Source organism: Sphingomonas sp. Xoc002, assembly GCF_050408055.1.
Taxonomy (GTDB): Bacteria; Pseudomonadota; Alphaproteobacteria; order Sphingomonadales; family Sphingomonadaceae; genus Sphingomonas; species Sphingomonas yabuuchiae.
Genome location: NZ_CP191175.1, coordinates 745511 through 768975 on the forward strand (window position 1 = coordinate 745511; position 23465 = coordinate 768975).

Consider the following 23465-nt stretch of genomic DNA (forward strand, 5'->3'; position numbering starts at 1 on the left):
ACACAGTGCCTGAACGGGGCGCCGAGGACGTGCGGAAGCTCGACCTCGCACGCCCAGTAACGTGCTTTGGTTACAAAAGCTGCGCCTTCCTTTGCGCCATGCAAAATAAAGCCGCCGGGAAGGACCATGGTGTCCGGTCCAATGGCTGCCGATGTCACGAAAGTGACTCATTTGTGTCACGGAAGTTTCTCTCAAACTGCATCTTGGCGTCATGAGACGCGCCTAACGCCCGGGCCGGGATCGACAGGGGGACTTGTCTTGAGTCGGTCATCGGGCGGCGTTCGCCCGGCTTAGCAACGATAAGATCGGGAGTTTTTCGGCGATGGGCAGCTTCAAGCGCTTCGGCCTCATTCTCATGACCAGCTCGGCCTGTGCGGCCCTTTCCGCATGCGGCGGTGCCGACAGCGTGGCCTCGCCCGGTGCGGGCAGCGTCGTGATCGTGCAGCCCCAGCCGACGCCGACCCCGTCGCCCACGGCCTCGCCGACCGCCAACATCACCGCCGCGCAGTTCGCTGCCGCCAGCACCGTCAACGGCATTTCGATCACCGCCGATGAGCAGCTGGCGATCGTCAACGCGGGCACGAACAACAACGTCAAGGGCACCGGCGGTGCGCTGAACGGCATCTATCCGACGAGCAGCACCTCGCTGGTGACCGCGACCGACCCGTCGACGCTGAACAGCTTCTTCACCTCGACCAACTATGTCGGCGCGCTGAACGGTCCGTCGGACACCGCCTTCCAGGGCTGGACCTGCAACTCGACCTCGGCCGAGTTCGGCGGCTCGGGCGCACGCTGCACCGCGGTGCCTTCGATCGGCACCTATGCCGCGGCGACCTCGGTCTGCCCGACCGGCACCACCGATGACGGCACCAACAGCTCGTCCTCGCCGACGCTGCGTTACTGCCGCCTGCCGCAGAACATCACCGCCGACCTGACGCTGCCGAAGATCGCCGGTGTCGTGTACCGCCTGCGCGGCCAGACCGAAGTCGGCACCGATCTGGGTTCGACCGGCGGCACCGGCGTCACGCTGACCATCGCGCCGGGCGTGGTGGTCGCGGCGGACTCGTCGGAGGCGACCAACGACCTGCTGCTCGTCAATCGCGGCTCGAAGATCTCGGCGGTCGGCACGCGCGATGCGCCGATCATCTTCACCTCGCAGCAGAATCTGGCGAACAACGGCGTGTCCGATGCGAGCCAGGGTCAGTGGGGCGGCATCATCCTGCTCGGCCGCGCGCCGACCGCGGTCTGCGCCACCGGCACCGGCCCGAACAACGCATCGGGTTCGTCGACCACCTGCCAGCTGGCGATCGAGGGCGTGACCGGCCGCTTCTATGGCGGTGCCAATCAGGCCGACTCGTCGGGCCAGATGTCCTATGTCCAGATCCGCTATTCGGGCATCGCCATCTCGGACGGCAACGAGCTGCAGGGCCTGACCCTGGGCGGCACCGGTTCGGGCACGGTCCTGGATCATATCCAGAGCCACAACTCGGCCGATGACGGCATCGAGATCTTCGGCGGCACGTCGAACCTGAAGTACATCGCGATCACCGGCGCGGACGATGACGGCTTCGACATCGACAATGGCTATCGCGGCTTCATGCAGTTCATGATCGCGGCGCAGCGGACCATCGGCGCCACCGCCGACAGCTTCTCGACCGAGATCGACTCGAACAATGCCGAGGACCTGCTGCCGCGCACCTTCGGCCGTTACGCCAACTTCACCTTCGTCCAGACCGCCCTCGCGCCTGCCGCGATCCGTCTGCGCGGCGGTGCCGACATGACCTTCATCAACGGCATCGTGAAGGCGCCGTCGAACGTCGCCTGCATCAACCTGATCGCGGGTGAGGGTTCGGGTTCGGGCCGCACCACGATCCGCGCCGCCGACTCCTCGCTGCAGGATGTCGGGCCGCCGGTCTTCACCTCGGTCTATTTCAGCTGCAACGGCCGCTAAGGCCCCGCTGACCATGCGTCCGGCACCGTTCGGACGCTCTCGGCAGGCCGGGGTGGCGATCATCGCCGCCCCGGCTTTCCTCCATGAAAATCTGATACGGGATGACCCGGCCATGCAGCGACGCCTCGCTTATGCCTCCCTCCTTCTGCTGACCTCGCAACTCGTCGCGCCCGCGCTCCTGGCGCAGACGGCGGGCGGGGCGACGCCAGCTCCGGCGCAGACCAGCACCACCGCGACCAGCCCGGACGGGCAGGCGACCCCGCAGAGCCAGACGCCCACCGGCCAGGACGGTCAGGCGGCGGAAGAGCCGGTCGAAATCTCCGCCCCCGGCATGGACTCCACGGCGGGTAACGAGATCGTCGTGGTCGGCCGCAACATCCCCAACACCATCCGCGCCACGCCGCAGATCGTCTCGGTCCTGTCGGCCGCCGACATCGCACGCACGGGTGAGGGCGACATTGCGGGCGCGCTGACCCGCGTGACCGGCCTGTCGGTCGTGGGCGGCGGCTTCGTCTATGTCCGGGGTCTGGGCGACCGTTACTCCTCGTCGCTGCTCAACGGCTCGCCCTTGCCCAGCCCCGAGCCGCTGCGCCGCTCGGTCCCGCTGGACATCTTCCCGACCACCATCGTCGGCTCGGCGCTGGTCCAGAAGACCTATTCGGTGAACTATCCGGGCGAGTTCGGCGGCGGCGTCATCAACCTGACGACCAAGGCGATCCCGGCCAAGAACTTCATCTCGGGCGGCTTCACCGTCGCGGCCGACGACGTGACGACCAGCGAGCTGGGTTATACCTATGCGGGCGGCGATGCCGACTGGCTGGGCTTCGACGACGGCACGCGCGGCGTGCCGCAGTTCGTGCGCGACGTGCAGGTGGGCAAGGGCTCGGGCATCGTTCCCGCCGCGCAGGTGGCGGGCCTGTCCAACGCCTCGACCACCTTGCTCCAGCGCAACAATCAGCTGCCCGCCAATCTGTCGGGTGAGCTGTCGGCGGGCTCGGTGTTCGATATCGGCAGCGACCGGCTGGGCGTGATCTCGTCGCTCTCGCTCTCCAACACCTTCCGCACCCGCTCGGCGATCCAGCAGGACTCGGTGTCGGCGGACGGCACGATCCGCAACGATTTCCGCACGCTGCTGACCGACAACCGCATCGTCGCCAATGCGCTGGTCGGCCTGGGTTACGAGTTCGGCGACAACACGGTGCGCTGGACCAACGTCTATATCCACGACACGCTGAAGCAGGCGCGCGGCTCGGCGGCCGAGGTCTACAACAATGCCAGCGGCCTGCGCTTCCAGCAGAACACCAACTGGTTCGAGCGCCAGCTGATCGAAAGCCAGCTGGTCGGCGAATTCAAGCTGACCGACGCGCTGAAGTTCGATGCGCGCGGCGCCTTCGCCAATTCGAAGCGCAACGCGCCCTATGAGCGCCAGTTCGACTATCTGTGTTCGGCGCGGACCAGCAACGGCCTGCCCATCAGCTATGACGGCGGCAACGGCGCGAGCGGGTTCCAGTGCAACGGCGCCTATCAGGTGACGCAGCGCTTCACCCCCTTCGCCTCGATCATCTTCTCGGAACTGAACGAGAATCTATATACCGGCCAGGCGGACCTTTCCTACAAGATCGACGGCGATCGTCCGATCACGCTGAGCACCGGCTATTTCTACCAGGGCACGGACCGCTATTCGAGCCGTATCCAGTTCAACTACCAGACCAGCGACGGGGCGGGCACCGCGCCGGGCTTCCCGTACAACCTGTACCGCCCCGACTATCTGCTGAGCCCGGACGTCATCAACAATGCCTGTCCGTTGCGCGGGCAGGGGGCGTGTACGCTCCAGCTGCAATTCTCGACCCAGGCCGGTGCCTATGCCTACGACGCCAAGCTGAACGTCCATGCCGGTTACGTCCAGGCCGAGGCGGAGGTCGCCAATGGCCTGCGCGCCGTGGCGGGTGTCCGCTACGAAACGGCGGTCGAGACGGTGACGCCGGTGCAGAGCGCGACGACGCGGTTGAAGAATGATTACTTCCTCCCCGCCGGCACGCTGACCTGGAACTTCGCCGCCGACATGCAGCTGCGCGCGAGCGGTGCGAAGACGATCTCGCGTCCGCAGTTCCGCGAATTGGCGCCGCAGCAGTTCCGCGACCCGGACTCGGACCGCCTGTTCTTCGGTAACCCGAACCTGCGCGACAGCGAGTTGTGGAACCTCGAAGCACGCTATGAATGGTTCTACGCGCGCGACCAGCGCTTCACGCTGGCGGGCTTCTACAAGCGGATCAAGAACCCGATCGAGCAGGTCGGCTTCTACACCGGCGCGGACGACCGGTTGCAGACGGGCTTCACCTATCTGCCCTCGGCAACGCTCTATGGCGCGGAAGTCGAGTTGCAGAAGTACGTTCCGCTGGCCGGGATCGGCGGCGACTTCTTCGCCACGCGCCGCCTCGTCGCCATCGCGAACTACACCTACACCAAGTCGCAGATCAATGCGGACGCCTCCTGCGTGCCCAACCCGGCGGCGGCGCAAGGCTCGCCGGGTCTGGCGGGCTGCGCCTCGGGCTTCGGCCCGGCGCGGCTGCTGTTCCGCGACGGCGCGTCGCTGACCGGCCAGTCGGACCATCTGGTCAACCTGCAGCTGGGCATGGAGGACACCGCGGCCCTGTCGCAGATCACGTTGCTGTTCAACTATGCCAGCAACCGCGTGACCAATCGCGGTCCGTCGAACCTGTCGGGCAACGGTTTCCAGCCCGACATCGTCGAAGTGCCGGGCATCCGCCTCGACCTCGTGGCGCGCCAGGGCTTCGAGCTGATGGGCGGCAAGTTCGAACTGAAGGCCGAGGCCCGCAACCTGACCCGCACGCGGTACAACGAGCGGCAGGACTTCGGGAATGGCCGGTTCGTCTATCTGAACCGGTATAATCTGGGCCGCATATTCTCGCTGGGGATCAGCACGACCTTCTGATCCTTTTGCGGGATGGCGTGAGGGGCCGTCGTCCGGAGCGATCCGGGTGGCGGCCTTTTCGTTTGGAAGGGGGTGTTGCGTGCACTTCGACTTCACTCAGTGCGAAAGGGTGTTGGGGGCAGGGGGGTATCACCCCCGCCACGGCAACTCCCGATACCATTTGGTGATGACGTATTTCACCCCTGCCCGCACCTTCATCGCCTGATGCAGGGTGGCGGCATTGGTCGAGCCGTCCGCGCGCCGGTTGCTCCAGGCGACCATCTTGCCGGGTTCGGGCTGGATCATCTTGTCCACCACCTTGAACCGCGTCGCGCCGCCCGCATCCGGCGTGTTCAGGTACAGCATCACCGTCCAGGTCCGGTTGCCCGACAGCGCGCAATAGCGGTGATAGTCCAGGCCTTTGGGCTCGAAATAATCGGTATGCTGCTTGAATTCCTGGCCAACGGCATAGCGCTGCCCCTGGATCGGCTCGCCATATTCGCCCGACAGGCCGGTCAGCATCGCGATGCGGCGTTCGGTGTCGATCACCGCCGGATCGTCGGCGGGCAGATCGCCCGTCTCGCTGGTGCGATAGGCATGGTCGCCATTGGCATCGGCGATGGTCGAGGGGCGGCGTACCGCGTCGATTCGCGCGATCAGCGCCGCGCACAGTTCGGGCGGCAGCACGTCGCGCTTCATGAACAGGGTCAGCTTGGGACTGGGCAGCCGCTGGACGCCCGGCGTCGCGGCCAGCCGCGCGATGATCGGGGTCGGATCCAGGCCATTGCCCAGCCTGGGCACGTCATCGGTCAAGGCTTGCATCCGGCTCTCCCATCCTGTCCCTCATGTGAAACCGATATGACCAACATGTTTCAGGGCTTTGACGCCGTGCTGTAACATGTCATGCCTAGAGCCCGAAAATGCGTACGGGGTGGGTTTCATGCGGTTGAGGCTCGACGCGCGCGGACGTCGCTGGTTGCGACGCCTGCCGGTCGTGAATGTCTATTCGGTGGCCGAACTGGCGCTGATGGCGGTTCTCGCCGTTCAGGGCGCGCGGCTGCTATGGGTGATCGTCACCCCCGTCTCGCCGCTGGGCGAGTGGCGGCCGCTGGCCCCCGCCATTGCGGGGTCCCCTGCCGCCATCCTCGAAGGCTTCGACCCGTTCTTCCGCTTGCAGGGGCAGCAGGCCGCGCCCGCCGCCGTCACCACGCTGCAACTGACGCTGTTCGGCACCCGGCTGGACGAGGCATCGGGGCGCGGCTCGGCGATCCTGGCCGGGCCCGACGGGGTGCAGCGCTCGGTGTCGGTCGGCGAGGAAATCCAGCCCGGCGTCACGCTGAAGGCGGTTGCCTTCGACCATATCACCATCGATCGCGGCGGCGCGACCGAGGACCTGTATCTCGACCAGTCCGACGCGCCGCCCGCCGCCGCCGCCGCCGGAGCACCCACTCCGGCCGTGCCGTCCGTGCAAGCGCCCGGATCGGTGCCCCCGGCGGGTGGCGTGGCGATCGCGCAGTTGCGCAGCGACATCGGCTTCATCCCCCGGCTCGACGGCGGGCGCGTCTCGGGCCTGGTCGTCCGGCCGCAGGGCTCGGGCGCCGCGTTCCGCGCGGCGGGCCTGCGCGAGGGCGATATCGTCACCGCGATCGGCGGGCGTCCGGTGACGGGGCCGGGCGACCTTGACCGTCTGGCGGCGGATTTCGCACAGGGCGGTTCTCTTTCCATCACGGTCGAGCGGGGCGATCAGACGCTGCCGCTCTCCCTTCAGATTGCGGCACCACGGCCATGAAGAAGCTTGTCCTCGGTTCGGTTCTGGCGCTGGCCTTGGCGGCGGGCGTTCACGCCCAGACCACGCTCAACGTCCGCGACGCCGATATCCGCGCCTTTATCGCCGATGCCGCCAAGGTGACGGGGCGGACCTTCATCATCGACAGCCGCGTCAACGGCAAGGTGACGGTCGTGACCGACCGGCCGCTGTCCCGGTCCGAATATTTCGAGATATTCCTGTCGACCCTGCGCTCCAACGGGCTGGTCGCGGTGCCGACCTCGGGCGGCGCGTTCCGGGTGCAGCCGGTGGATAACGCCGCGTCGCAGCCGAGCCGGATCGGGTCGGCGGGCGCGAACCGCAATGCCTACGTTACCGAGATCATCCGCCTGCGCGCGATCGACGCCAACAGCGCGCTGGAGACGGTGCGCCCGCTGGTCAGCGCGCAAGGGTCGGTGACGGCGAACCGCGCGGGCAACAGCCTGGTCGTGGTCGACTTCGCCGACAATATCCGCCGTATCCGCGAGGTCGTGCGCCGGATCGACGCCGACAACGCCTCGACCCGCGTGATCGCGCTGCGCAATGCGGGCGCGCGCGAGATCGCGACGGCGCTCCAGACTCTGGCGGGCGGCGGTGGCGGCGGGCAGGGCGGTGCGCCTGCGCAAGGGGCGACCGGCGTGTCGGTGGTCGCCATCGACAGTTCCAATTCGATCGCGCTGCGCGGCGATCCGTCGAGCGTGGCGCGCTTCGCCCAGATCGCCATCGATCTGGACAACAAGGCGAAGAGCGGCACCGAGATCCGCGTCGTCTTCCTCGAAAACGCGGATGCCGAGCAGCTTCTGCCCGTGCTCCAGCAACTGGTCGGCCAGCAACCCGACCCGGTGCAGGAAACCACCCTGTCGCGCGGCAGCTTCACCCAGACCAACAGCCAGTCCGGTTCGGCGGCGGGCACCTCGATCGCGCAGCGTATCCAGCCGGTGGCCCAGCCCCAGGCGGCGAGCGCGCCGGGCGCGGGCGGCCAGAACGGCCAGCAACCCGCGATCAGCACCCAAGGCGGCCGCACGGCGGCGGTCGTGACCCGCTTCACCGGCGCGAACGCCATCGTGATCGCCGGGCCCGCCGACATCCAGCGCCAGATCGGCGAGGTCATCCGCCAGCTCGACGTGCGCCGCGAACAGGTGCTGATCGAGGCGATCGTCGCCGAAGTCTCCGACCAGACCGCGCGGCGGCTGGGTGCGCAGTTCCTGCTCGGCAGCCTGTCGGGGGGCGCGTTCGCCGCCTCGACCTATGGCAATACCGCACCCAACATCCTCCAGATCGCGGGCGCGGTGGGCGCGCAGACGCTGGGCGGCACCCGCACCATCGTGACCGCACCCGATGGCACACGTACCGAAACCAATGTGCCCAATGCCGCCTATAACCAGCTGACCCAATCGGCGGTGCAGTCGATCCTGAGCACCACCGGCGGCTTTGCGGGCTGGGGCGGACAGATCGGCGACACGGTGTTCGGCGCGATCATCAACGCGGTGAAGAGCGACACGACCTCCAACCTGCTCCAGGTCCCGCACATCATCACGCTGGACAATCAGCAGGCGCACAGCCTGGTCGGACAGGAAATCCCGGTCACGACCGGCCAGGCGCTGTCGAACAATTTCGACAATGCCTTCCGCACGGTCCAGCGCCAGAATGTCGGCATCCAGCTGGACGTGAAGCCGCAGGTCAATGCGGGCGGTTCGCTGAAGCTTTATGTCCGCCTGGAGGTCAGCTCGATCGCCGGACCGGTGTCGAGCAACAATAGCGAGCTGATCCTCAACAAGCGCGCGTTCGAGAATGTCTTCACGCCCGATGACGGCCAGATCACCGTCATCGGCGGCCTGCTCGACGATAACGAGCGCCGCACGATCGAGAAGATCCCGCTGCTCGGCGATATCCCCGGCCTGGGTGCACTGTTCCGGTCCAAGGCGCGCAGCCGGTCCAAGACCAATCTGATGGTCTTCATCCGCCCGACCATATTGCGCACGCCCGAGGACAGCCGCCGCGTCACCGAGCAGCGTTACGGCTATCTCCGCCAGCTTCAGGGCTATGCCCAGCCCGGCGTCGAACCCTCGATCGACGAACTGGTCCGCGATTACATGAACGCGGCGCCGCCGATCCCGCACGCACCGATGCCCGGCAATATCGAGGACCCGCGCATCGCCGTCCCCGTCGCCAAGTCGGTCGAACCGATCAAGCGCCGTGACTGACGACGCGCAACCCCTCCCAACGGGCGACACCGTCCCCCTGCCGCTGGGCACGCCCCTCCCGCAGGCGGGAGGGGATGGGGGAGGCCACCCCGCTCTCCCGCTCCCGACACCCGACGAAGCGCTGGAGCTGGTCGCCCCGCTGACCATTCCTTACGCCTTCGCACGCAAGTTCGGCACGGTCGTCCACACCGCCGACCCGCTGACCATCGCGTTGCGCGAAGGCGCGGACCCGCGCGCGCTGATCGAGTTGCGCCGTCATATCGGCCGCCCCTTCGCCATCGCGCGCGTGGAAGGCCCCGCCTTCGACCGGCTGTTGTCTGACGCCTATGCGATGGACGGACAGGCGACGGCGATCGCGGCGGTCGGCATGGGCGACGAGCTGGACATGCTGGCCGACGGCATTCCGACCGCCGAGGATCTGCTCGACACCGCCGACGACGCGCCCGCCATCCGCCTCATCAACGGCATCATCGCCGACGCCGCGCGCAACGGCGTGTCGGACATCCATATCGAGCCCTACGAGACGGGCCTCGTCGTCCGCATGCGCATCGACGGCGTGCTGCGTGAGACGCTGCGCATGCCGCCGCACGTCGCGCCGGTGGTGGTCAGCCGTATCAAGGTCATGGCCCGGCTCGACATCGCCGAGCGGCGGGTGCCGCAGGACGGGCGCATGGCGTTGACCCTGGGCGGCAAGCTGCTCGACGTGCGCGTGTCGACGCTGCCCAGTCGCGCGGGGGAACGCGTGGTGCTGCGTATCCTCGACAAGGAGAATGCGGGCATCGACCTCGACGCGCTGGGCATGAACCCGGCGATGTATGCGCTGCTGCGCGAGGCGTTGAGCGAGCCCAACGGCATCATCCTCGTCACCGGGCCGACCGGCTCGGGCAAGACGACCAGCCTCTATGCGGCGCTGCGCCTGCTGAACGATGGCAGCCGCAATATCCTGACCGTCGAGGACCCGGTCGAATATGCGGTCGAGGGCGTGGGGCAGACCCAGGTCAACGCCAAGGTCGGGCTGACCTTCGCGGCGGGCCTGCGCGCGATCCTGCGCCAGGATCCGGACGTGGTGATGGTCGGCGAAATTCGCGACCGCGAAACCGCCGAGATTGCCGTGCAGGCCTCGCTGACCGGCCACCTCGTTCTGTCGACCGTCCACACCAACGACGCGGTCGGGGCGATCACCCGGATGCGCGACATGAAGGTCGAGCCGTTCCTGCTCGCCTCCACCTTGCGCGCCGTGATCGCGCAGCGGCTGGTGCGGCGGCTGTGCCCGGCGTGCAGGCGCCCGGTCGAGGCGAAGGAAACCGTCGCGCCGCTGCTCGGCATCGATGCCCATGCCACCGTGTACGAGGCGGTCGGTTGTCCGCAATGCAACGGCAGCGGTTACAAGGGCCGGACCGGCGTCTATGAAGCGGTGCGCGTCGACGACACCATCCGGCGGTTGATCAACGAAGGCGGCGACGAACAGGCGATCGCCGCCCACGCCTTTGCCAGGCAACAGCCGCTGGCGGCGGTAGCGCGGACGCTGGTGCTGGACGGCGTGACCACAGCCGAGGAAGCCATCCGCGTATCCCGCCGCGACTCCGACGCGGGGTGAGGGGGATGGTCGTATTCCCATCTTCAGCCGCCACCCCGGCGAAGGCCGGGGTCCAGTTGCCATGCCGTTTGTGGTTGGGAACGGACGGCGGCTCAAAGCTCCTGGGTTCACGCGGAGACGCGGAGACGCGGAGAGATAATGAGTTCGCGCAGAGGCGCAGAGGACGCAGAGACGTCGTACCCGCCGCGCCAGCGGCCCTCTTGCCTCTGCCGGTTATAGATGCAGTGCGCTGCCGCGCACGAGACACCTCTGCGCCCTCCGCGCCTCTGCGCGAACATCCCTTTTGTCTTCGCGTCTCCGCGTCTCCGCGTGAAATGGAATGGCGATCCCACATGCCTCGAAGCCACTGGGCCCCCGCCTTCGCGGGGGAACAGGGGTGTGGGAAGGCGCACTGACATGGCCGGGTTCGATTATGTCGCCATCGACACCAAGGGCGCGGAGAAGCGGGGCTTCATTCCAGCCGAAACCAGCGACGCCGCCCGGGCCGCGCTGGAGAAACAGCGGCTGTACGTCGTATCGGTCAAGCCGGGCAGCGGCGACACGGCCGAGCGGCGTCCGCTCTTCGGGCTGAAGCTCGGCCGCGCGCGCATGTCGGTCAAGCAACTGACGCTGTTCACCCGCCAGCTCGCCACGCTAAACCGCGTCTCGCCGCTGGAGGAGTCCTTGCGCACCATCACCCGCCAGACCGAACAGGAGCGGGTGCGTGCGATCGTCGCAACGGTGCACCAGGGCGTCACCGAAGGCCGTCGCCTGGCCGACGCGATGGCGCGCGAGCCGAAGAGTTTCCCGCCGCTCTACCGCGCGATGGTCGCGGCGGGGGAGAGTTCGGGCACGCTGCCGACCATCCTCGAACGCCTCGCCGCGCTGCTGGAGCGGCAGGCGGAGATTCGCGGCAAGCTGATCACCGCGCTCGCCTATCCGACGATCCTCGCGGTGGTCGCTCTGGGCGTCGTCACCGCTCTTATGATGTTCGTCGTGCCGCAGGTGGTCGAGCAGTTCGATACGGTCGGGCAGGAGCTGCCTTTCCTGACGCGCATGGTCATCACCGTGTCGGACCTGCTGGTCGGCTGGTGGTGGCTGATGGCGGGGATCGTCGTTATCGCGGGGGTCGGTTTCTGGCGTGCGCTGAAGGTGCCGTCGATCCGGCTGTCCTTCGATACCTGGCTGCTGAAGCTGCCGCTGCTGGGCCGGTTGCTGCGCGACCTGCACGCGGCGCGGATGGCGCGGACGCTGGGGACGATGGTGGCGAGCCGGTTGCCGTTGCTCGAAGGGCTGACCCTGACGGCGGGGACCATTCACAACCGCCGGTTGCGCGTCGCGTCCGACGCCATCGTCGATTCGATCCGGGGCGGCGGCAGCCTGTCGGCCGCGATGCGGCGGGCGGGCGTGTTCCCGCCCTTGCTCACCTATCTGGCCGCCAGCGGCGAGGCGGCGGGGCGGCTGGACGAGATGCTGGAGCGCGCCGCCGATTATCTGGAGCGCGAGTTCGACCGCTTCACCGCCACCGCCCTGTCGCTGCTGGAGCCCGCGATCATCGTCGTGATGGGCGGCGTGGTCGCGACGATCGTGCTATCCATCCTGCTGCCCATTCTCCAGCTCAACACGCTGGCGGGTCAATGAGACGAGAGGACATGTTGATGCGTACCCCCACCCAAAGGCGGCTTCGCCGCAAGCGCCCGGCCAATGGCTTCACGCTCGTGGAACTCATGGTCGTCATCGTCATCATCGGCCTGCTGGCGACGATCGTGGCCCTGAACGTGCTCCCCTCGGGCGACACGGCCAAGATCCAGAAAGCCAAGGCCGATATCTCGAACATCGAGACCGGGCTGGAGATGTACAAGCTCCAGAACCTGACCTTCCCGACCACGGCGCAGGGGTTGCCCGCGCTGGTGTCGATGCCCGCCGGGCTTGCCGACCCGTCGCGCTATCAGAAGGGCGGGTATCTGAAGAAGCTGCCCGACGATCCCTGGGGCCGCCCCTATCTCTATGCCTCGCCCGGCCAGCATGGCGAGGCGGATGTCTGGACGTACGGCGCCGACGGTAAGGAAGGCGGCGAAGGGGTCAATGCGGATATCGGCAACTGGGATAAGTGAGTTTTCGCGCCCGCCTGGATGCCGGCCTTGGCGGGCGAATGGGTGCAGGGTCCGCCCGTGCGCTTCGGCTTCGCTCAGCGCGAACGGATGTCGTGCGTTCGGTCCGGACCAAAGCGCCGTTCAGCCTGAGCGGAGTCGAAGGCCGCGCTGAGACACCGCCGCACGGGCTGAACGGTTTCACCCTGGTCGAGCTGATGATCGTCATTGCCGTGATCGGCCTGGCCTCGGCGGTGGCGGTGCTGTCGCTGCCCGACCGACGGGGCCGCGTGACCGACGAGGCGCTGAAATTCGCCGCCCGTGTCCGCGCCGCGCATGACGTGGCGGTGGTCGAGGCGTCGCCGGTCAGCATCTGGGTCACGCGCGGCGGTTATGGTTTCGACCGGCGGGCGGACGGCGCGTGGAGCCCGATGACCGCCAAACCCCTGCGCGTCGCGCAATGGGAGGACGGCACCCAAGCCGGGATTCCCGATGCCAGCGGCCGGGTGCGGATCACCTTCGACGTGACGGGCTTGGCGGACCGCCCGGTCGAGCTGCGGCTGACGCGGGACCGGGCGAGCAGCATCGTGCGGATCGGCGCGGACGGTACGGTGCGCGTCGATGGGTGAGTCACCCCAAATTCCTCCCCTGCAAGGGGAGGGGGACCATGCGCAGCATGGCGGAGGGGTGTCCCGCTACCGAGAGCGCGACACCCCTCCGTCGGGCCTTCGGCCTGCCACCTCCCCTTGCAGCGGAGGAAAAGAAGGTGGCTTCACGCTGATCGAGATCATGGTCGCACTGGCGGTCTTCAGCCTGGCGGCGATGGCGCTGGTGCGGCTGGAGAGCGCGACGATCCGCGGGGCGTCGATTCTGGACGAGACCGTCGTGGCGCAGATGGTCGCCCGCAATGTCGCCATCGCCGCCGTCACCGATCCCCAGGCTCCGGCGCTGGGTCGGACGACCGGCGCGGAGGTCAATGGCGGGCGCAGCTGGAAATGGACCCGGATCGTCAGCGGCACGGGCGACGCGCGGGTCGTGCGGATCGATGTGGCGGTGGCGAATGCGGGTGGCCGGATCACCGGGCGGATGACGATGGTCCGCCCGCCCATGGTCGCGCCGCCGATTGGGGTGACGGGGTCGTGACGGGCTCGTCTGCCCCTTCGTGCCCCCGCGCAGGCGGGGGCCCAGTTCCTTCCGTTGTCATTGGCGCCGTCAAACGCGGCTCCTCATCACGGGCCGGGCAAGAACCGGACCCCCGCCTGCGCCGGGGAACAGGGCAGAACGGCTTCACCCTGGTCGAGGTGATGGTCGCGCTGCTCATCTTCTCGATGCTGGCGGCCGCCGCCGTCGCGATCCTGTCGCTCAGCGTCCGGGCACAGGGGGTGACGGGGCAGAAGCTCGACGCGATGGCGGCGGTCAGTCGGACGACCGCGATCCTGTCCGCCGATCTGGCGCAGGCGGTCGACCGGCCGACGCGGGACGAGGGCGGCGTGCTGACCCCCGCCATGGTCGCGGGGCCGGATGCGATGCGGCTGGTGCGTGGCGGCTGGAGCAATCTGGACAATGCGGCGCGGCCTTCGGTGCAGAAGGTCGCCTATCGCCTGAACGGTGACGTGCTGGAGCGGGTGGCCTGGCCGCTGCTCGACGGCGCCGCTCCGATGGAGCCCGCCGCGCTGATGGACCATGTCCGCGAATTGCACCTGCGTTATCGCTTCAACGGCGCGTGGCTCGACCAGTGGCAGGGGCAGCCCGGCGTCGCCCTGCCGCAGGCGGCCGAGGTCACGATCGTGCGCGACGACGGCATGATCTATCGCCAGCTGTTCCTGGTCGGCACCGGCTATGTCGGCGTCCCGAACCTGCCGAATCCTGCGCCGACGCCCAGCCCTGCACCCACTCCCAATGGCTAGACCCATGCCGCCCGCGGGCGAGCGCGGGGCCGCGCTGCTGACCGTCCTGATTCTGGTCGCCGTCATCGCGGTGCTCGCCGCGACCGCGCTGGAAAAGCTGCGCCTGTCGACGCGGCTCGGCGGCAATGCGGTGGCGATCGAACAGGCGCGCGGTTTCGCCTATGCGGCCGAGGCGCTGGCGATCATCCGCATCGGCGATCTGCTGGAGCGCGCCCAGGGCAAGGTGTCGCTGCTCGGCGGGTGGAGCGACCGGCCCTTCGCGCTGCCGCTGGGCGACGTGGCGGGCGGGGGCAGTGCCGTCGCGCGGGTGACGGACGGGGGCAATTGCTTCAACCTGAACGGCCTGGCGCAGGACCTGCCCGGCCAGCCCGGCACGCTGATCGGCAATGCGGTCGAGGTCGCGCATTTCGCCAAGCTGATGCGGCTGCTGAACGTGCCCGGCCAGGTCGCGCAACAGGTCGCCACCGCCGCGTCCGACTGGATCGACAGCGACCAGAACCCGCAAGGGGGTGGCGCGGAGGACCCTGTCTATCTGGCGCGTGACCCCTCCTATCGGACCGGCGGCGCGATGATGACGGATGTCAGCGAGCTGCGCATGGTCAGCGGCGTCACGCCCGAACTCTATGCCCAGCTTCGCCCCTGGCTCTGCACCCTGCCCGAGGCGAAGCCGACGACGGTCAACATCAACACGCTGGCCCCCGAACAGGCGCCTTTGGTCGCCATGGCGCAGGCCGATACGATTTCGCCCGGCGCCATCGCCCAGGCCCTTTTGCGCCGCCCGCCGCAAGGCTATGCCGACGCCAGTGCTTTCTGGGCGCAGATACCGGGGGCGAGCGGAGGCGGTGGCGTGGCGGTGACGACGCGCTGGTTCAACTTGCGGATCGATGTCGGTCTGGGCAGCGTGACGGTGCAGGAACGCGCGCTGGTCGATGCCACGCGACAGCCGCCGCGTCTGGTGGCCCGGATTTGGGGGGAAGAGTGATGAGTGCGACCAACCTCCTGTTCCTGCCGCCGGGCGAGGGCGGCGACTATCGCTGGATGCGGATCGAGGACGAACGGGTCGCCGCCGCCGGAGAGGGCCTGCCGCAGGGGGATGGCGACGTCATCGCGGTCGCACCCGCCGATGCGGTGTCGCTGCACTGGGCCGAGATTCCCGCCCGCTCGACCGCGCAGGCGGCCGCCGCCGCCCGGCTGCTGGCGGCCGAGGTGAGTGCCGCGCCGATGGACGAACTGCACGTCGCGGTCGGCGAGGACGAGGCTGGCAGCCGCCCCATCGGCATCGTCAATCGCGGCGCAATGGCGGGCTGGCTGGCGCGGTTGGGCGCGGCGGGGGTCGATCCGATCGCGGTCGTAGCCGCACCGCTACTGCTGCCGCGCCCCGAAGAGGGCTATGTGCGTGGGCATTTGGCCGGGCAGGGCGTGGTGCGCGGGCGGGCCTCGGGCTTTGCCGACGAGCCCGGCTTTACCGAGATCGTCACGGGCGACGCGCCGCTCGACGATCTGAACGATGCGGCGGTCGCGGCCGCGCTGGGGGCGGTGGCCGCCGCGCCCGCGCTCGACCTGCGGCAGGGGCCGTTCGCGCGGCGGCGGGGTTTTTCGATCGACTGGCGGCTGGTCAAGCGACTGGCATGGCTGGGCGTCGCCATCGTCGTGGCCACGCTGGCGATCGATTTCGTGCGCTGGACCAAGTACAGCTTCGCCGCCGACGCGACCGAGGCGAAGATCGAGCAGGTCGCCCGCACCGCCCTGCCGCGTGGCGAGACGTTGGTCGATGCCGACCGCCAGCTGACCGAGCGATTGTCGGCGGTGCGCGGGCCGGGCCAGGGGTTCAGCCGGACCGCGGCGGCGGTGTTCGCCGCCGTCCGCGCGGTACCAGGCAGCGAGCTGACCGCGCTCGATTTCCAGCCCAATGGCGACGTCCGGCTGGGCGTCGCGGTCGATCGCGAGGCGCTGGCCACCGATCTGAAACGCGCGATCGAGACGGAGGGCTTCACCGTCCAGCCCAGCACCTTCGTCGCGGCCAATGGTCGGATCACGGGAGAATTCACGGTGCGCGCACGATGAAGGCGCTGAAACTCTGGTTCGATGGCCGCTCCCTTCGCGAGAAGCGGCTGCTGCTGGTCATGGGCGCATTGCTGGTCGTGACGCTCCTCTGGGGCGGGATATTGCGGCCGCTGGACGACGGACTGTCGAGCGCGCGCGAGCGTCATGCCGATGCGGTGATCCGGCTGGGCGAGGCGCAAGCCGTCGCCGCCGAGTTGAACCAGCGCCGCCGCCGTCCGCCCGCACTTTCGGGCACGCTGGCCGACACGGTGCGGCTGTCGGCGGAACAGGCGGGCTTCAGCCTCTCGGCGCTGACCGAGGACGGCCCCGGCCGGGTGCGGGCGCAGATCGCCTCGGCCAGACCCGCCGCGCTGACGCCGTGGCTGGCGCGGCTGGAGCGGGGCGGCGTGCTGGTCGAGCAGGCGACGCTGACCGACAATGGCGACCGGACGGTGGGCGTCGCGCTTCTCTTGCGGACATGGGTGTCCTGATGCGGTTGCGGATGACTACGCGGCCTTCGGTGCTGTTCGCCGCCATGCTGGTCGTGGCGCTGATCGTATTCCTGCCGATGCGGCTGGCACTGGGCGGGACGGGGCTTACCGATCAGGGACTGAGCGCGCGGCGGGTCGGCGGCACGATCTGGGGCGGCAGCATGTTCGAAGCGCGGTTCGGCGACGTGGCGCTGGGCGACCTGCGCGTGTCGCTGTCGCCGCTGGCGCTGCTGCTGGGCCGAGCCAGGCTGGCGTTCGAGGGAGCCGGGGCGGATGGTCGCCCGATCGCCGGGTCCGCGACGATCAGCCGCCATGCGATGGGCATCGACGGCGTGACCGCCAGCCTGCCCGCCGCCACGCTCTTTGCCCCGCTGCCGGTCACGACGCTGGCGCTGGAGGATGTGACGGTCCGCTTCCGCGACGGCGTGTGCGAGGAAGCGTCCGGCCGCGTCCGCGCGACCGTGGTGGGTGAGGCGGGCGGCCTGCCGCTGCCGCCGATGATGATGGGCACCGCACGGTGCGAGGCGGGCGCGCTGCTCTTGCCGATGACGGGGCAGGGGGGCACCGAGGGCGTCAACCTGCGCATCCGGCCCGATGGCCGCTACACCGCCGACCTGGTCCTGACGCCCAGCGATCCGGCGGCGGCGGCACGGCTGGAGCAGTTGGGTTTCGTCGCCGGTACAGGCGGCGGATACCGACTTTCCGCAGAAGGACGATTTTGACCGCTTGACGAAAGCGGGTGATCCCGTTTAGGGGCGCAAGCCTTCGCGGCGACCGTAGTTCAATTGGTTAGAGCGCCGGCTTGTGATGCCGGAAGTTGCGGGTTCAAGTCCCGTCGGTCGCCCCATTCTTCTCCGGCCATATCCTGGCCACGGCACCGGCCCCTTTCGCGCCCGTGTCCCCCCTCAATCCTCACCGATAGGGTGGCCGGGTCGAAAGTCTCGGTCCGGTTCCGCTTTTGTCGGACCGAAGGACGAGCATGACGAACTGGGGCTTTCCCGATTTCGACGCGCATGAAGGCGTGCACCTGTTCACCGATCCCGCTTCGGGTCTGCAGGCGGTCATCGCCGTGCACTCGACGCATCTCGGCCCGGCGGCGGGCGGGGCGCGCTTCTGGAACTATGGCACGCCCGCGCTCGCCATCACCGACGCGCTGCGCCTGTCGCGCGGCATGAGCTACAAGAACGCGATGGCGGGGCTGGCGCTGGGCGGCGGCAAGGGCGTGGTCCTGGCGGCCAAGCCGGGCGACGTCATCACCACCGCACAGCTGGAAGCGTTCGGCCGCGCGGTCGAATCGCTCGGCGGTCGTTACGTGACGGCCGAGGACGTCGGCATGTCCGAGGAGCGGATGAAGGTCATCGCGACCCAGACCCGCTATGTCTCCGGCCTGCCGGTGGCGAGCGGCGCGGCGGGTGGCGATCCTGGCCCGTACACCGCGCACGGCGTCTATCTGGGCGTGAAGGCCGCTGCCAGCCGCGGTCTGGGTGCGACCGACATGAAGGGCGTGCGCGTCGCGATCCAGGGCGTCGGCTCGGTCGGCGGCGGTCTGGCCAAGCTGCTGGCGAAGGACGGCGCGATCCTGACCATCGCCGACGTCAACCAGGCCCGTGCCGAACAGATGGCGGCGGAACTGGGTGCCAGCGTCGCCCCGGCGGACGAGATCCTGTTCGCCGATGTCGATCTGGTCAGCCCCAACGCACTGGGCGCGGTGCTGAATGCCGACTCGATCCAGCGGCTGAAGGCCAAGGTGGTCGCAGGCGGCGCCAACAACCAGCTGGCGACCCGCGAGGACGGCGCGCGCGTGGCGGAGGCGGGCATCCTCTATGCCCCCGATTACGTCATCAACGCGGGCGGTATCATCAATGTCGGGCTGGAATATCTGGGCCAGGGCGACGAGGCCGAGGTCATGGCGCGCATCGCCAAGATCCCCGAGCGCCTGGAGCAGGTGTGGCAGCGCTCGGCCGAGACCGGCCATCCGGCCTCGGACGTCGCGGACGAAATCGCGCAAGGCTTGATCGGGCGTTAAGTGAGTCTCACGCCCCTCCCGCAAGCGGGAGGGGATGGGGGAGGGCAATGAGTCTCACCGAGACCATCGCCTGTGGCCTTGCCCTCCCCAAACCCCTCCCGTTTACGGGAGGGGCTTAAGAAGTAAGAAGTGGGAGGGCATCGCTCCCTCACTCACACCCATCGAAATTCCCGCACCGAAACCCGGTTGACGAACCGCCCCCTCGCGCCCATTTGCCAATCGGACCAAATCCATCCGATTGGGAGATCATGCGCCTTTCCAGCCTAGCCGATTATGCGGTCGTGATGATGACCGCCGCCGCGCGCGAAGGCGCCGGTGGGCGGAGCAACGCGACCCTGCTGGCCGGGCAGACGGGCGTGCCTTTGCCCACCGCGCAGAAGCTGGTCAGCCGTCTGGCGGGCGCGGGCCTGATCGAGAGCACACGCGGAACCGGCGGCGGCATCCGTCTGGCGCGCGACGCCGATACGATCAGCCTGGCCGATATCGTCGAGGCGGTGGACGGCCCGATCGCGCTGACCGCGTGCGTCGATGGCGCTGCGCACGATTGCGGCCTGGAAATGCAATGTCGTGTCCGGCCGCATTGGCATGTCGTCAATCAGGCGGTACGCGCCGCCTTTTCCGGGGTGACGCTCGCGACGCTCGCCGCCGATCCTGTTGAATCGCAAGTGATGGACGCGTCCCCGCGTCCGGGGGTATTCGCCTGATGGCCACGAAGAATGCAGAGGCGCTCGCCGCCGCCAACAAGAAATATGAGTGGGGCTTCGCCACCGAGATCGAGCAGGACTTCGCGCCCAAGGGGCTGAGCGAGGATACGGTCCGCTATATCTCGGCCAAGAAGGGCGAGCCGGAATGGATGCTCGACTGGCGGCTGAAGGCGTTTCGCCTGTGGCAGACGCTGGAGAGCCCGGACTGGGCCAAGCTGAACATCCCGCCGATCGACTATCAGGACGCGTATTATTACGCGGAGCCCAAGCAGAAGAAGACGATCGCGTCGCTGGACGAGCTCGATCCCGAGATTCGCCGCACCTACGAAAAGCTGGGCATCCCGATCGCCGAGCAGGAAGTGCTGGCGGGCGTCGAGGGCGCACGCAAGGTCGCGGTCGACGCGGTGTTCGACAGCGTCTCGGTCGCGACCACCTTCCGCAAGGAATTGGAAGCGGCGGGCGTCATCTTCCGCTCGATCTCCGAGGCGATCAAGGAATATCCCGATCTGGTCCGCAAATGGCTGGGCAAGGTCGTGCCGCAGCGCGACAATTACTTCGCGACGCTCAACTCGGCGGTCTTTTCGGACGGCACCTTCGTCTATATCCCCGAGGGCGTTCGCTGCCCGATGGAGCTGTCGACCTATTTCCGCATCAACGCGGAGAATACCGGCCAGTTCGAACGCACGCTGATCGTGGCGGACAAGGGGGCCTATGTCTCCTATCTCGAAGGCTGCACCGCGCCGATGCGCGACGAGAACCAGCTGCACGCGGCGGTCGTCGAACTGGTTGCGCTGGACGATGCCGAGATCAAATATTCGACCGTTCAGAACTGGTATCCGGGTGACGAGAATGGCGTCGGCGGCATCTACAACTTCGTCACCAAGCGCGCGCTCTGTCAGGGCAAGAACAGCAAGGTGTCGTGGACGCAGGTCGAAACCGGCTCGGCGGTGACGTGGAAATATCCGTCCTGCGTGCTGGCAGGCGACGGCTCGGTCGGCGAATTCTACTCGGTCGCGGTCACCAACAATCGTCAGCAGGCCGATACCGGCACCAAGATGATCCATCTGGGCAAGAACACCCGCTCGACCATCGTGTCGAAGGGGATTTCCGCCGGGCGCTCGGACAACACCTATCGCGGGCTTGTCCGCGTGGCGGCGACCGCCGAGAATGTCCGCAACTTTACCCAGTGCGACAGCCTGTTGCTGGGCGACCAGTGCGGCGCGCACACCGTGCCGTACATCGAAGTGAAGAACCCCAGCGCGCAGATCGAGCATGAGGCGACGACCAGCAAGATCAGCGAGGACCAGCTCTTCTACGCGATGAGCCGTGGTCTGGACCAGGAAGCGGCGGTCGCGCTGATCGTCAACGGCTTCGCGCGGGAAGTCTTGCAGCAGCTTCCGATGGAGTTTGCGGTCGAGGCGCAGAAGCTGCTGGGGATTTCGCTCGAAGGGAGCGTGGGGTGATTTTGTTCGCAGCGCTTTTGTCATTGGCGGGATCGGTGGGGCAGCAAATGCCTGCGCCGCCCGCCAACGAGATCAGCGTGGTGGGCAACAAGCTGCGTAAGTTGCAACTAGACCTCAATGTCGATGGAGGTCGGATGACGGCCTGCCGTGCCAAGGTTTCGAGTGGCGACCGCTTCATCGACGACGTTGCCTGTGAATCGGCCCGTGTTTGTATAGGCAAGCGCTCCTCTGCCCGGATCGGGCTTATGAATTGCATCAATGATGGTGTCGTCGCGGCGGTGGCCCGCGAGCGCGCCAAGGAAGAAAGCCGCAATGCTGAAAATTGAAAACCTCCACGCCGAGATTGACGGCAAGCCGATCCTCAAGGGCCTGACGCTCGAGGTGAATGCGGGTCAGGTCCATGCGATCATGGGGCCGAACGGCGCGGGCAAGTCGACGCTGGGCTATGTGCTGGGCGGGCGTCCCGGTTACGAAGTGACCGAGGGTTCGGTGACGTTCGACGGCGTCGACCTGCTCGAGCTGGAGCCGAACGAGCGCGCCGCCGCCGGGCTGTTCCTGGGCTTCCAATATCCGGTCGAGATTCCCGGCGTGTCCAACGTCCAGTTCCTGCGCGAGAGCCTGAACGCGCAGCGCGGGCAGCGTGACGAAAAGCCGCTGTCGGGTGGTGAATTCCTGAAGCTGGCGCGCGCGCAGGCGGATGGGCTGGGGCTGAACCAGGACATGCTCAAGCGCCCGGTCAATGTCGGCTTTTCGGGCGGCGAGAAGAAGCGCAACGAGATGGTCCAGATGGGCATCCTGAACCCCAAGTTCGCGATCCTGGACGAGACGGACTCCGGCCTCGACATCGACGCGCTGCGCATCGTCGGCGACGGCATCAACCGGATCATGCGCGCGCCCGACAAGGCGGTGCTGCTGATCACCCATTATCAGCGGCTGCTCGATTATGTGCAGCCCGACCGGGTGCATGTGCTGGCCGATGGCCGCATCGTGCGTTCGGGTGGCCCCGAACTCGCGCTCGAACTGGAGCGGGAAGGCTATGCGGGCGTCGAGGGAGCGGCGGCGTGACGACCACGCTGGAACTCCCCTCGACCCGCGAAGAGGCGTGGCGCTGGGCCGATATCGACGCGCTTCGCCGCGCGGCGGAGAGCGAGCGGGCAGTGCCGGTCGCGGGGGCGGATCGTTTCCTCGACTTGGGCGGCGCACGGTTGCTGTTCGTCGACGGCGTGCTGGATGAAAGCGCCAGCGATCTCGGCCCGGTGCAGCTGACCCAGATCGACGCCAGCGACCATCCGCTGGGCAAGCAGGCGCTGGGGCGCGGCTGGTCGTTGCGGCTGGATCGCGATGCGGTCGCCGAGCCCGTGCAGATCGTCCATGTCGCCAGCGGTGCGGCCAACCACCTGCCCGCCGAGATCGTGCTGGCCGAGGACGCGGCGGCGCAGGTCTATGAGACCTATGTCGGGCGCGGCTGGACCAACCGGCTGACGCGGGTGAAGCTGGCGGCGTCGGCGCGGCTGATGCGCGCCGTGCGATTGTTGCAGGACGACGGCTTCGTGTCGCTGCGTGAGGAAGCCGAACTGGGCGAGGGCGCGAGCCTGACCGCGACCTTCCTCGCGGCAGGAACGATGGGCGCGCGGATCGACGGCGGCATTACCCAGACCGGCGACGGCGCCTATGCCGAGTTCGGCGGTGCGCTGCTGACCAAAAGTGAGTTGAAGCAGGAGTGCGCTGTCGCTCTGCGCCATGCCGCGCTGAACGGCCAGAGCCATCAGCTGTGGCGCGCGGTCGCCGCCGATCGCAGCCAGGCGAGCCTCGCCGCACGGGTCGAAGTGGCGCGCGATGCGCAGAAGACCGATGGCGAGCAGAGCTTGCGCGGTCTGCTGCTCCAGCGGACGGCGACGGTGAATTTGAAGCCTGAGCTGGAAATCTTCGCCGACGACGTGAAGTGCGCGCATGGCGCGACCGTGGGCGAACTCGATGCCAAGGCGCTGTTCTACATGCAGAGCCGGGGCATCCCGAAGCCGCGTGCACAGGCGCTGCTGACCCGCGCTTTCGTGGCGGACGCGATCGACCGGATCGGCAACGAGGTCGTGCGCGAAGCCTTTGCGGCGGATGCGGACGCCTGGCTGGAGGCGGCGCTTTGAAAGCCATGACCCAAATCCTCCCCATCACCGATGGGGAGGGGGACCGCCGCGAAGCGGTGGTGGAGGGGCTGGCCGGGCGCTGCCCCTCCACCATGCTGCGCATGGTCCCCCTCCCCAAGCATAGCTTGGGGAG

Annotated in this window: 21 protein-coding genes and 1 tRNA gene; 21 read left to right on the forward strand and 1 reads right to left on the reverse strand. The window is 68.1% G+C overall.

Annotated features, from left to right (window positions below; translation table 11 throughout):
* Positions 1-322 precede the first annotated feature (322 nt).
* Together ACQR50_RS03630 and ACQR50_RS03635 are read left to right on the forward strand one after the other, a co-directional pair.
* Positions 323-1951, forward strand: coding sequence for a hypothetical protein (locus tag ACQR50_RS03630; protein WP_428969817.1), 1629 nt, complete (start codon positions 323-325; stop codon positions 1949-1951).
* 112 nt (positions 1952-2063) lie between these two features.
* On the forward strand, positions 2064-4904 hold the full coding sequence (locus ACQR50_RS03635) for a TonB-dependent receptor domain-containing protein (protein WP_428969818.1): 2841 nt from the start codon (positions 2064-2066) through the stop codon (positions 4902-4904).
* 129 nt (positions 4905-5033) lie between these two features.
* Here the strand turns inward: ACQR50_RS03635 and ACQR50_RS03640 are convergent, their stop codons facing one another.
* Positions 5034-5705 carry a prolyl hydroxylase family protein gene (locus ACQR50_RS03640; protein WP_428969819.1) on the reverse strand — a complete coding sequence of 224 codons (672 nt, stop codon included), beginning with the start codon at positions 5703-5705 and terminating at the stop codon, positions 5034-5036.
* Between the two features lie 118 nt (positions 5706-5823).
* Here ACQR50_RS03640 and ACQR50_RS03645 point away from each other — a divergent pair, with 118 nt between their 5' ends.
* The 19 genes from ACQR50_RS03645 (at position 5824) to ACQR50_RS03735 (ending at position 23332) form a co-directional block, all read left to right on the forward strand.
* A complete protein-coding gene (locus ACQR50_RS03645; RefSeq protein WP_428969820.1) occupies positions 5824-6672 on the forward strand; it encodes a type II secretion system protein N in 849 nt (282 codons plus the stop codon).
* A complete protein-coding gene (gspD, locus tag ACQR50_RS03650; protein WP_428969821.1) occupies positions 6669-8891 on the forward strand; it encodes a type II secretion system secretin GspD in 2223 nt (740 codons plus the stop codon). The genes ACQR50_RS03645 and gspD overlap by 4 nt, the downstream gene beginning before the upstream one ends.
* A gap of 121 nt (positions 8892-9012) precedes the next feature.
* Entirely contained in the window at positions 9013-10488 is a 1476-nt protein-coding gene (gene gspE, locus ACQR50_RS03655; RefSeq protein ID WP_076717931.1) for a type II secretion system ATPase GspE, read from the forward strand.
* Between the two features lie 396 nt (positions 10489-10884).
* Complete coding sequence (gene gspF / locus ACQR50_RS03660) at positions 10885-12108, forward strand: type II secretion system inner membrane protein GspF (protein ID WP_428969822.1); 1224 nt, start codon at positions 10885-10887, stop codon at positions 12106-12108.
* 17 nt (positions 12109-12125) lie between these two features.
* Complete coding sequence (gene gspG / locus ACQR50_RS03665; protein WP_428969823.1) at positions 12126-12581, forward strand: type II secretion system major pseudopilin GspG; 456 nt, start codon at positions 12126-12128, stop codon at positions 12579-12581.
* A gap of 92 nt (positions 12582-12673) precedes the next feature.
* Positions 12674-13186, forward strand: a complete 513-nt coding sequence (locus ACQR50_RS03670) for a GspH/FimT family pseudopilin (protein WP_428969824.1) — start codon at positions 12674-12676, stop codon at positions 13184-13186.
* Positions 13187-13346: 160 nt separating this feature from the next.
* A complete protein-coding gene (gene gspI / locus ACQR50_RS03675; protein ID WP_428969825.1) occupies positions 13347-13700 on the forward strand; it encodes a type II secretion system minor pseudopilin GspI in 354 nt (117 codons plus the stop codon).
* Positions 13701-13861: 161 nt separating this feature from the next.
* The gene (gspJ, locus tag ACQR50_RS03680) at positions 13862-14464 is read left to right on the forward strand and encodes a type II secretion system minor pseudopilin GspJ (RefSeq protein ID WP_428969826.1); all 603 of its coding nucleotides are present in this window, start codon (positions 13862-13864) and stop codon (positions 14462-14464) included.
* A gap of 4 nt (positions 14465-14468) precedes the next feature.
* Complete coding sequence (gene gspK, locus ACQR50_RS03685; RefSeq protein WP_428969827.1) at positions 14469-15446, forward strand: type II secretion system minor pseudopilin GspK; 978 nt, start codon at positions 14469-14471, stop codon at positions 15444-15446.
* Positions 15446-16528: a type II secretion system protein GspL gene (gene gspL / locus ACQR50_RS03690; RefSeq protein WP_428969828.1), complete on the forward strand. Its 1083-nt coding sequence runs from the start codon at positions 15446-15448 to the stop codon at positions 16526-16528. Before gspK ends, gspL begins: the two co-directional genes overlap by 1 nt.
* Positions 16525-16998: a type II secretion system protein GspM gene (gene gspM, locus ACQR50_RS03695; RefSeq protein WP_428969829.1), complete on the forward strand. Its 474-nt coding sequence runs from the start codon at positions 16525-16527 to the stop codon at positions 16996-16998. The genes gspL and gspM overlap by 4 nt, the downstream gene beginning before the upstream one ends.
* An 11-nt stretch (positions 16999-17009) precedes the next feature.
* Entirely contained in the window at positions 17010-17720 is a 711-nt protein-coding gene (gene gspN / locus ACQR50_RS03700; RefSeq protein ID WP_428969830.1) for a type II secretion system protein N, read from the forward strand.
* Between the two features lie 48 nt (positions 17721-17768).
* A tRNA-His gene (locus tag ACQR50_RS03705) sits at positions 17769-17845 on the forward strand.
* Positions 17846-17977: 132 nt separating this feature from the next.
* Complete coding sequence (locus tag ACQR50_RS03710) at positions 17978-19024, forward strand: Glu/Leu/Phe/Val dehydrogenase family protein (RefSeq protein WP_184103918.1); 1047 nt, start codon at positions 17978-17980, stop codon at positions 19022-19024.
* Positions 19025-19272: 248 nt separating this feature from the next.
* Positions 19273-19728 carry an SUF system Fe-S cluster assembly regulator gene (locus tag ACQR50_RS03715; RefSeq protein WP_056430140.1) on the forward strand — a complete coding sequence of 152 codons (456 nt, stop codon included), beginning with the start codon at positions 19273-19275 and terminating at the stop codon, positions 19726-19728.
* Entirely contained in the window at positions 19728-21191 is a 1464-nt protein-coding gene (gene sufB, locus ACQR50_RS03720; RefSeq protein WP_056430137.1) for a Fe-S cluster assembly protein SufB, read from the forward strand. The genes ACQR50_RS03715 and sufB overlap by 1 nt, the downstream gene beginning before the upstream one ends.
* Entirely contained in the window at positions 21188-21517 is a 330-nt protein-coding gene (locus ACQR50_RS03725; RefSeq protein WP_428969831.1) for a hypothetical protein, read from the forward strand. Before sufB ends, ACQR50_RS03725 begins: the two co-directional genes overlap by 4 nt.
* Positions 21504-22256, forward strand: a complete 753-nt coding sequence (gene sufC / locus ACQR50_RS03730; protein WP_056430133.1) for a Fe-S cluster assembly ATPase SufC — start codon at positions 21504-21506, stop codon at positions 22254-22256. The genes ACQR50_RS03725 and sufC overlap by 14 nt, the downstream gene beginning before the upstream one ends.
* A complete protein-coding gene (locus ACQR50_RS03735; RefSeq protein WP_428969832.1) occupies positions 22253-23332 on the forward strand; it encodes a SufB/SufD family protein in 1080 nt (359 codons plus the stop codon). The genes sufC and ACQR50_RS03735 overlap by 4 nt, the downstream gene beginning before the upstream one ends.
* Positions 23333-23465: the final 133 nt, after the last annotated feature.

Excerpts from the sequence above, each read along its gene's own strand:
- ACQR50_RS03630 (WP_428969817.1), top strand. The coding sequence starts at position 323 with ATGGGCAGCTTCAAGCGCTTCGGCCTCATTCTCATGACCAGCTCGGCC.
- ACQR50_RS03635 (WP_428969818.1), top strand. The coding sequence starts at position 2,064 with ATGCAGCGACGCCTCGCTTATGCCTCCCTCCTTCTGCTGACCTCGCAA.
- ACQR50_RS03640 (WP_428969819.1), bottom strand. The coding sequence starts at position 5,705 with ATGCAAGCCTTGACCGATGACGTGCCCAGGCTGGGCAATGGCCTGGAT.
- ACQR50_RS03645 (WP_428969820.1), top strand. The coding sequence starts at position 5,824 with ATGCGGTTGAGGCTCGACGCGCGCGGACGTCGCTGGTTGCGACGCCTG.
- gspD (WP_428969821.1), top strand. The coding sequence starts at position 6,669 with ATGAAGAAGCTTGTCCTCGGTTCGGTTCTGGCGCTGGCCTTGGCGGCG.
- gspF (WP_428969822.1), top strand. The coding sequence starts at position 10,885 with ATGGCCGGGTTCGATTATGTCGCCATCGACACCAAGGGCGCGGAGAAG.
- gspG (WP_428969823.1), top strand. The coding sequence starts at position 12,126 with ATGCGTACCCCCACCCAAAGGCGGCTTCGCCGCAAGCGCCCGGCCAAT.
- gspI (WP_428969825.1), top strand. The coding sequence starts at position 13,347 with ATGGTCGCACTGGCGGTCTTCAGCCTGGCGGCGATGGCGCTGGTGCGG.
- gspJ (WP_428969826.1), top strand. The coding sequence starts at position 13,862 with ATGGTCGCGCTGCTCATCTTCTCGATGCTGGCGGCCGCCGCCGTCGCG.
- gspK (WP_428969827.1), top strand. The coding sequence starts at position 14,469 with ATGCCGCCCGCGGGCGAGCGCGGGGCCGCGCTGCTGACCGTCCTGATT.
- gspL (WP_428969828.1), top strand. The coding sequence starts at position 15,446 with ATGAGTGCGACCAACCTCCTGTTCCTGCCGCCGGGCGAGGGCGGCGAC.
- gspM (WP_428969829.1), top strand. The coding sequence starts at position 16,525 with ATGAAGGCGCTGAAACTCTGGTTCGATGGCCGCTCCCTTCGCGAGAAG.
- gspN (WP_428969830.1), top strand. The coding sequence starts at position 17,010 with ATGACTACGCGGCCTTCGGTGCTGTTCGCCGCCATGCTGGTCGTGGCG.
- ACQR50_RS03710 (WP_184103918.1), top strand. The coding sequence starts at position 17,978 with ATGACGAACTGGGGCTTTCCCGATTTCGACGCGCATGAAGGCGTGCAC.
- ACQR50_RS03715 (WP_056430140.1), top strand. The coding sequence starts at position 19,273 with ATGCGCCTTTCCAGCCTAGCCGATTATGCGGTCGTGATGATGACCGCC.
- sufB (WP_056430137.1), top strand. The coding sequence starts at position 19,728 with ATGGCCACGAAGAATGCAGAGGCGCTCGCCGCCGCCAACAAGAAATAT.
- sufC (WP_056430133.1), top strand. The coding sequence starts at position 21,504 with ATGCTGAAAATTGAAAACCTCCACGCCGAGATTGACGGCAAGCCGATC.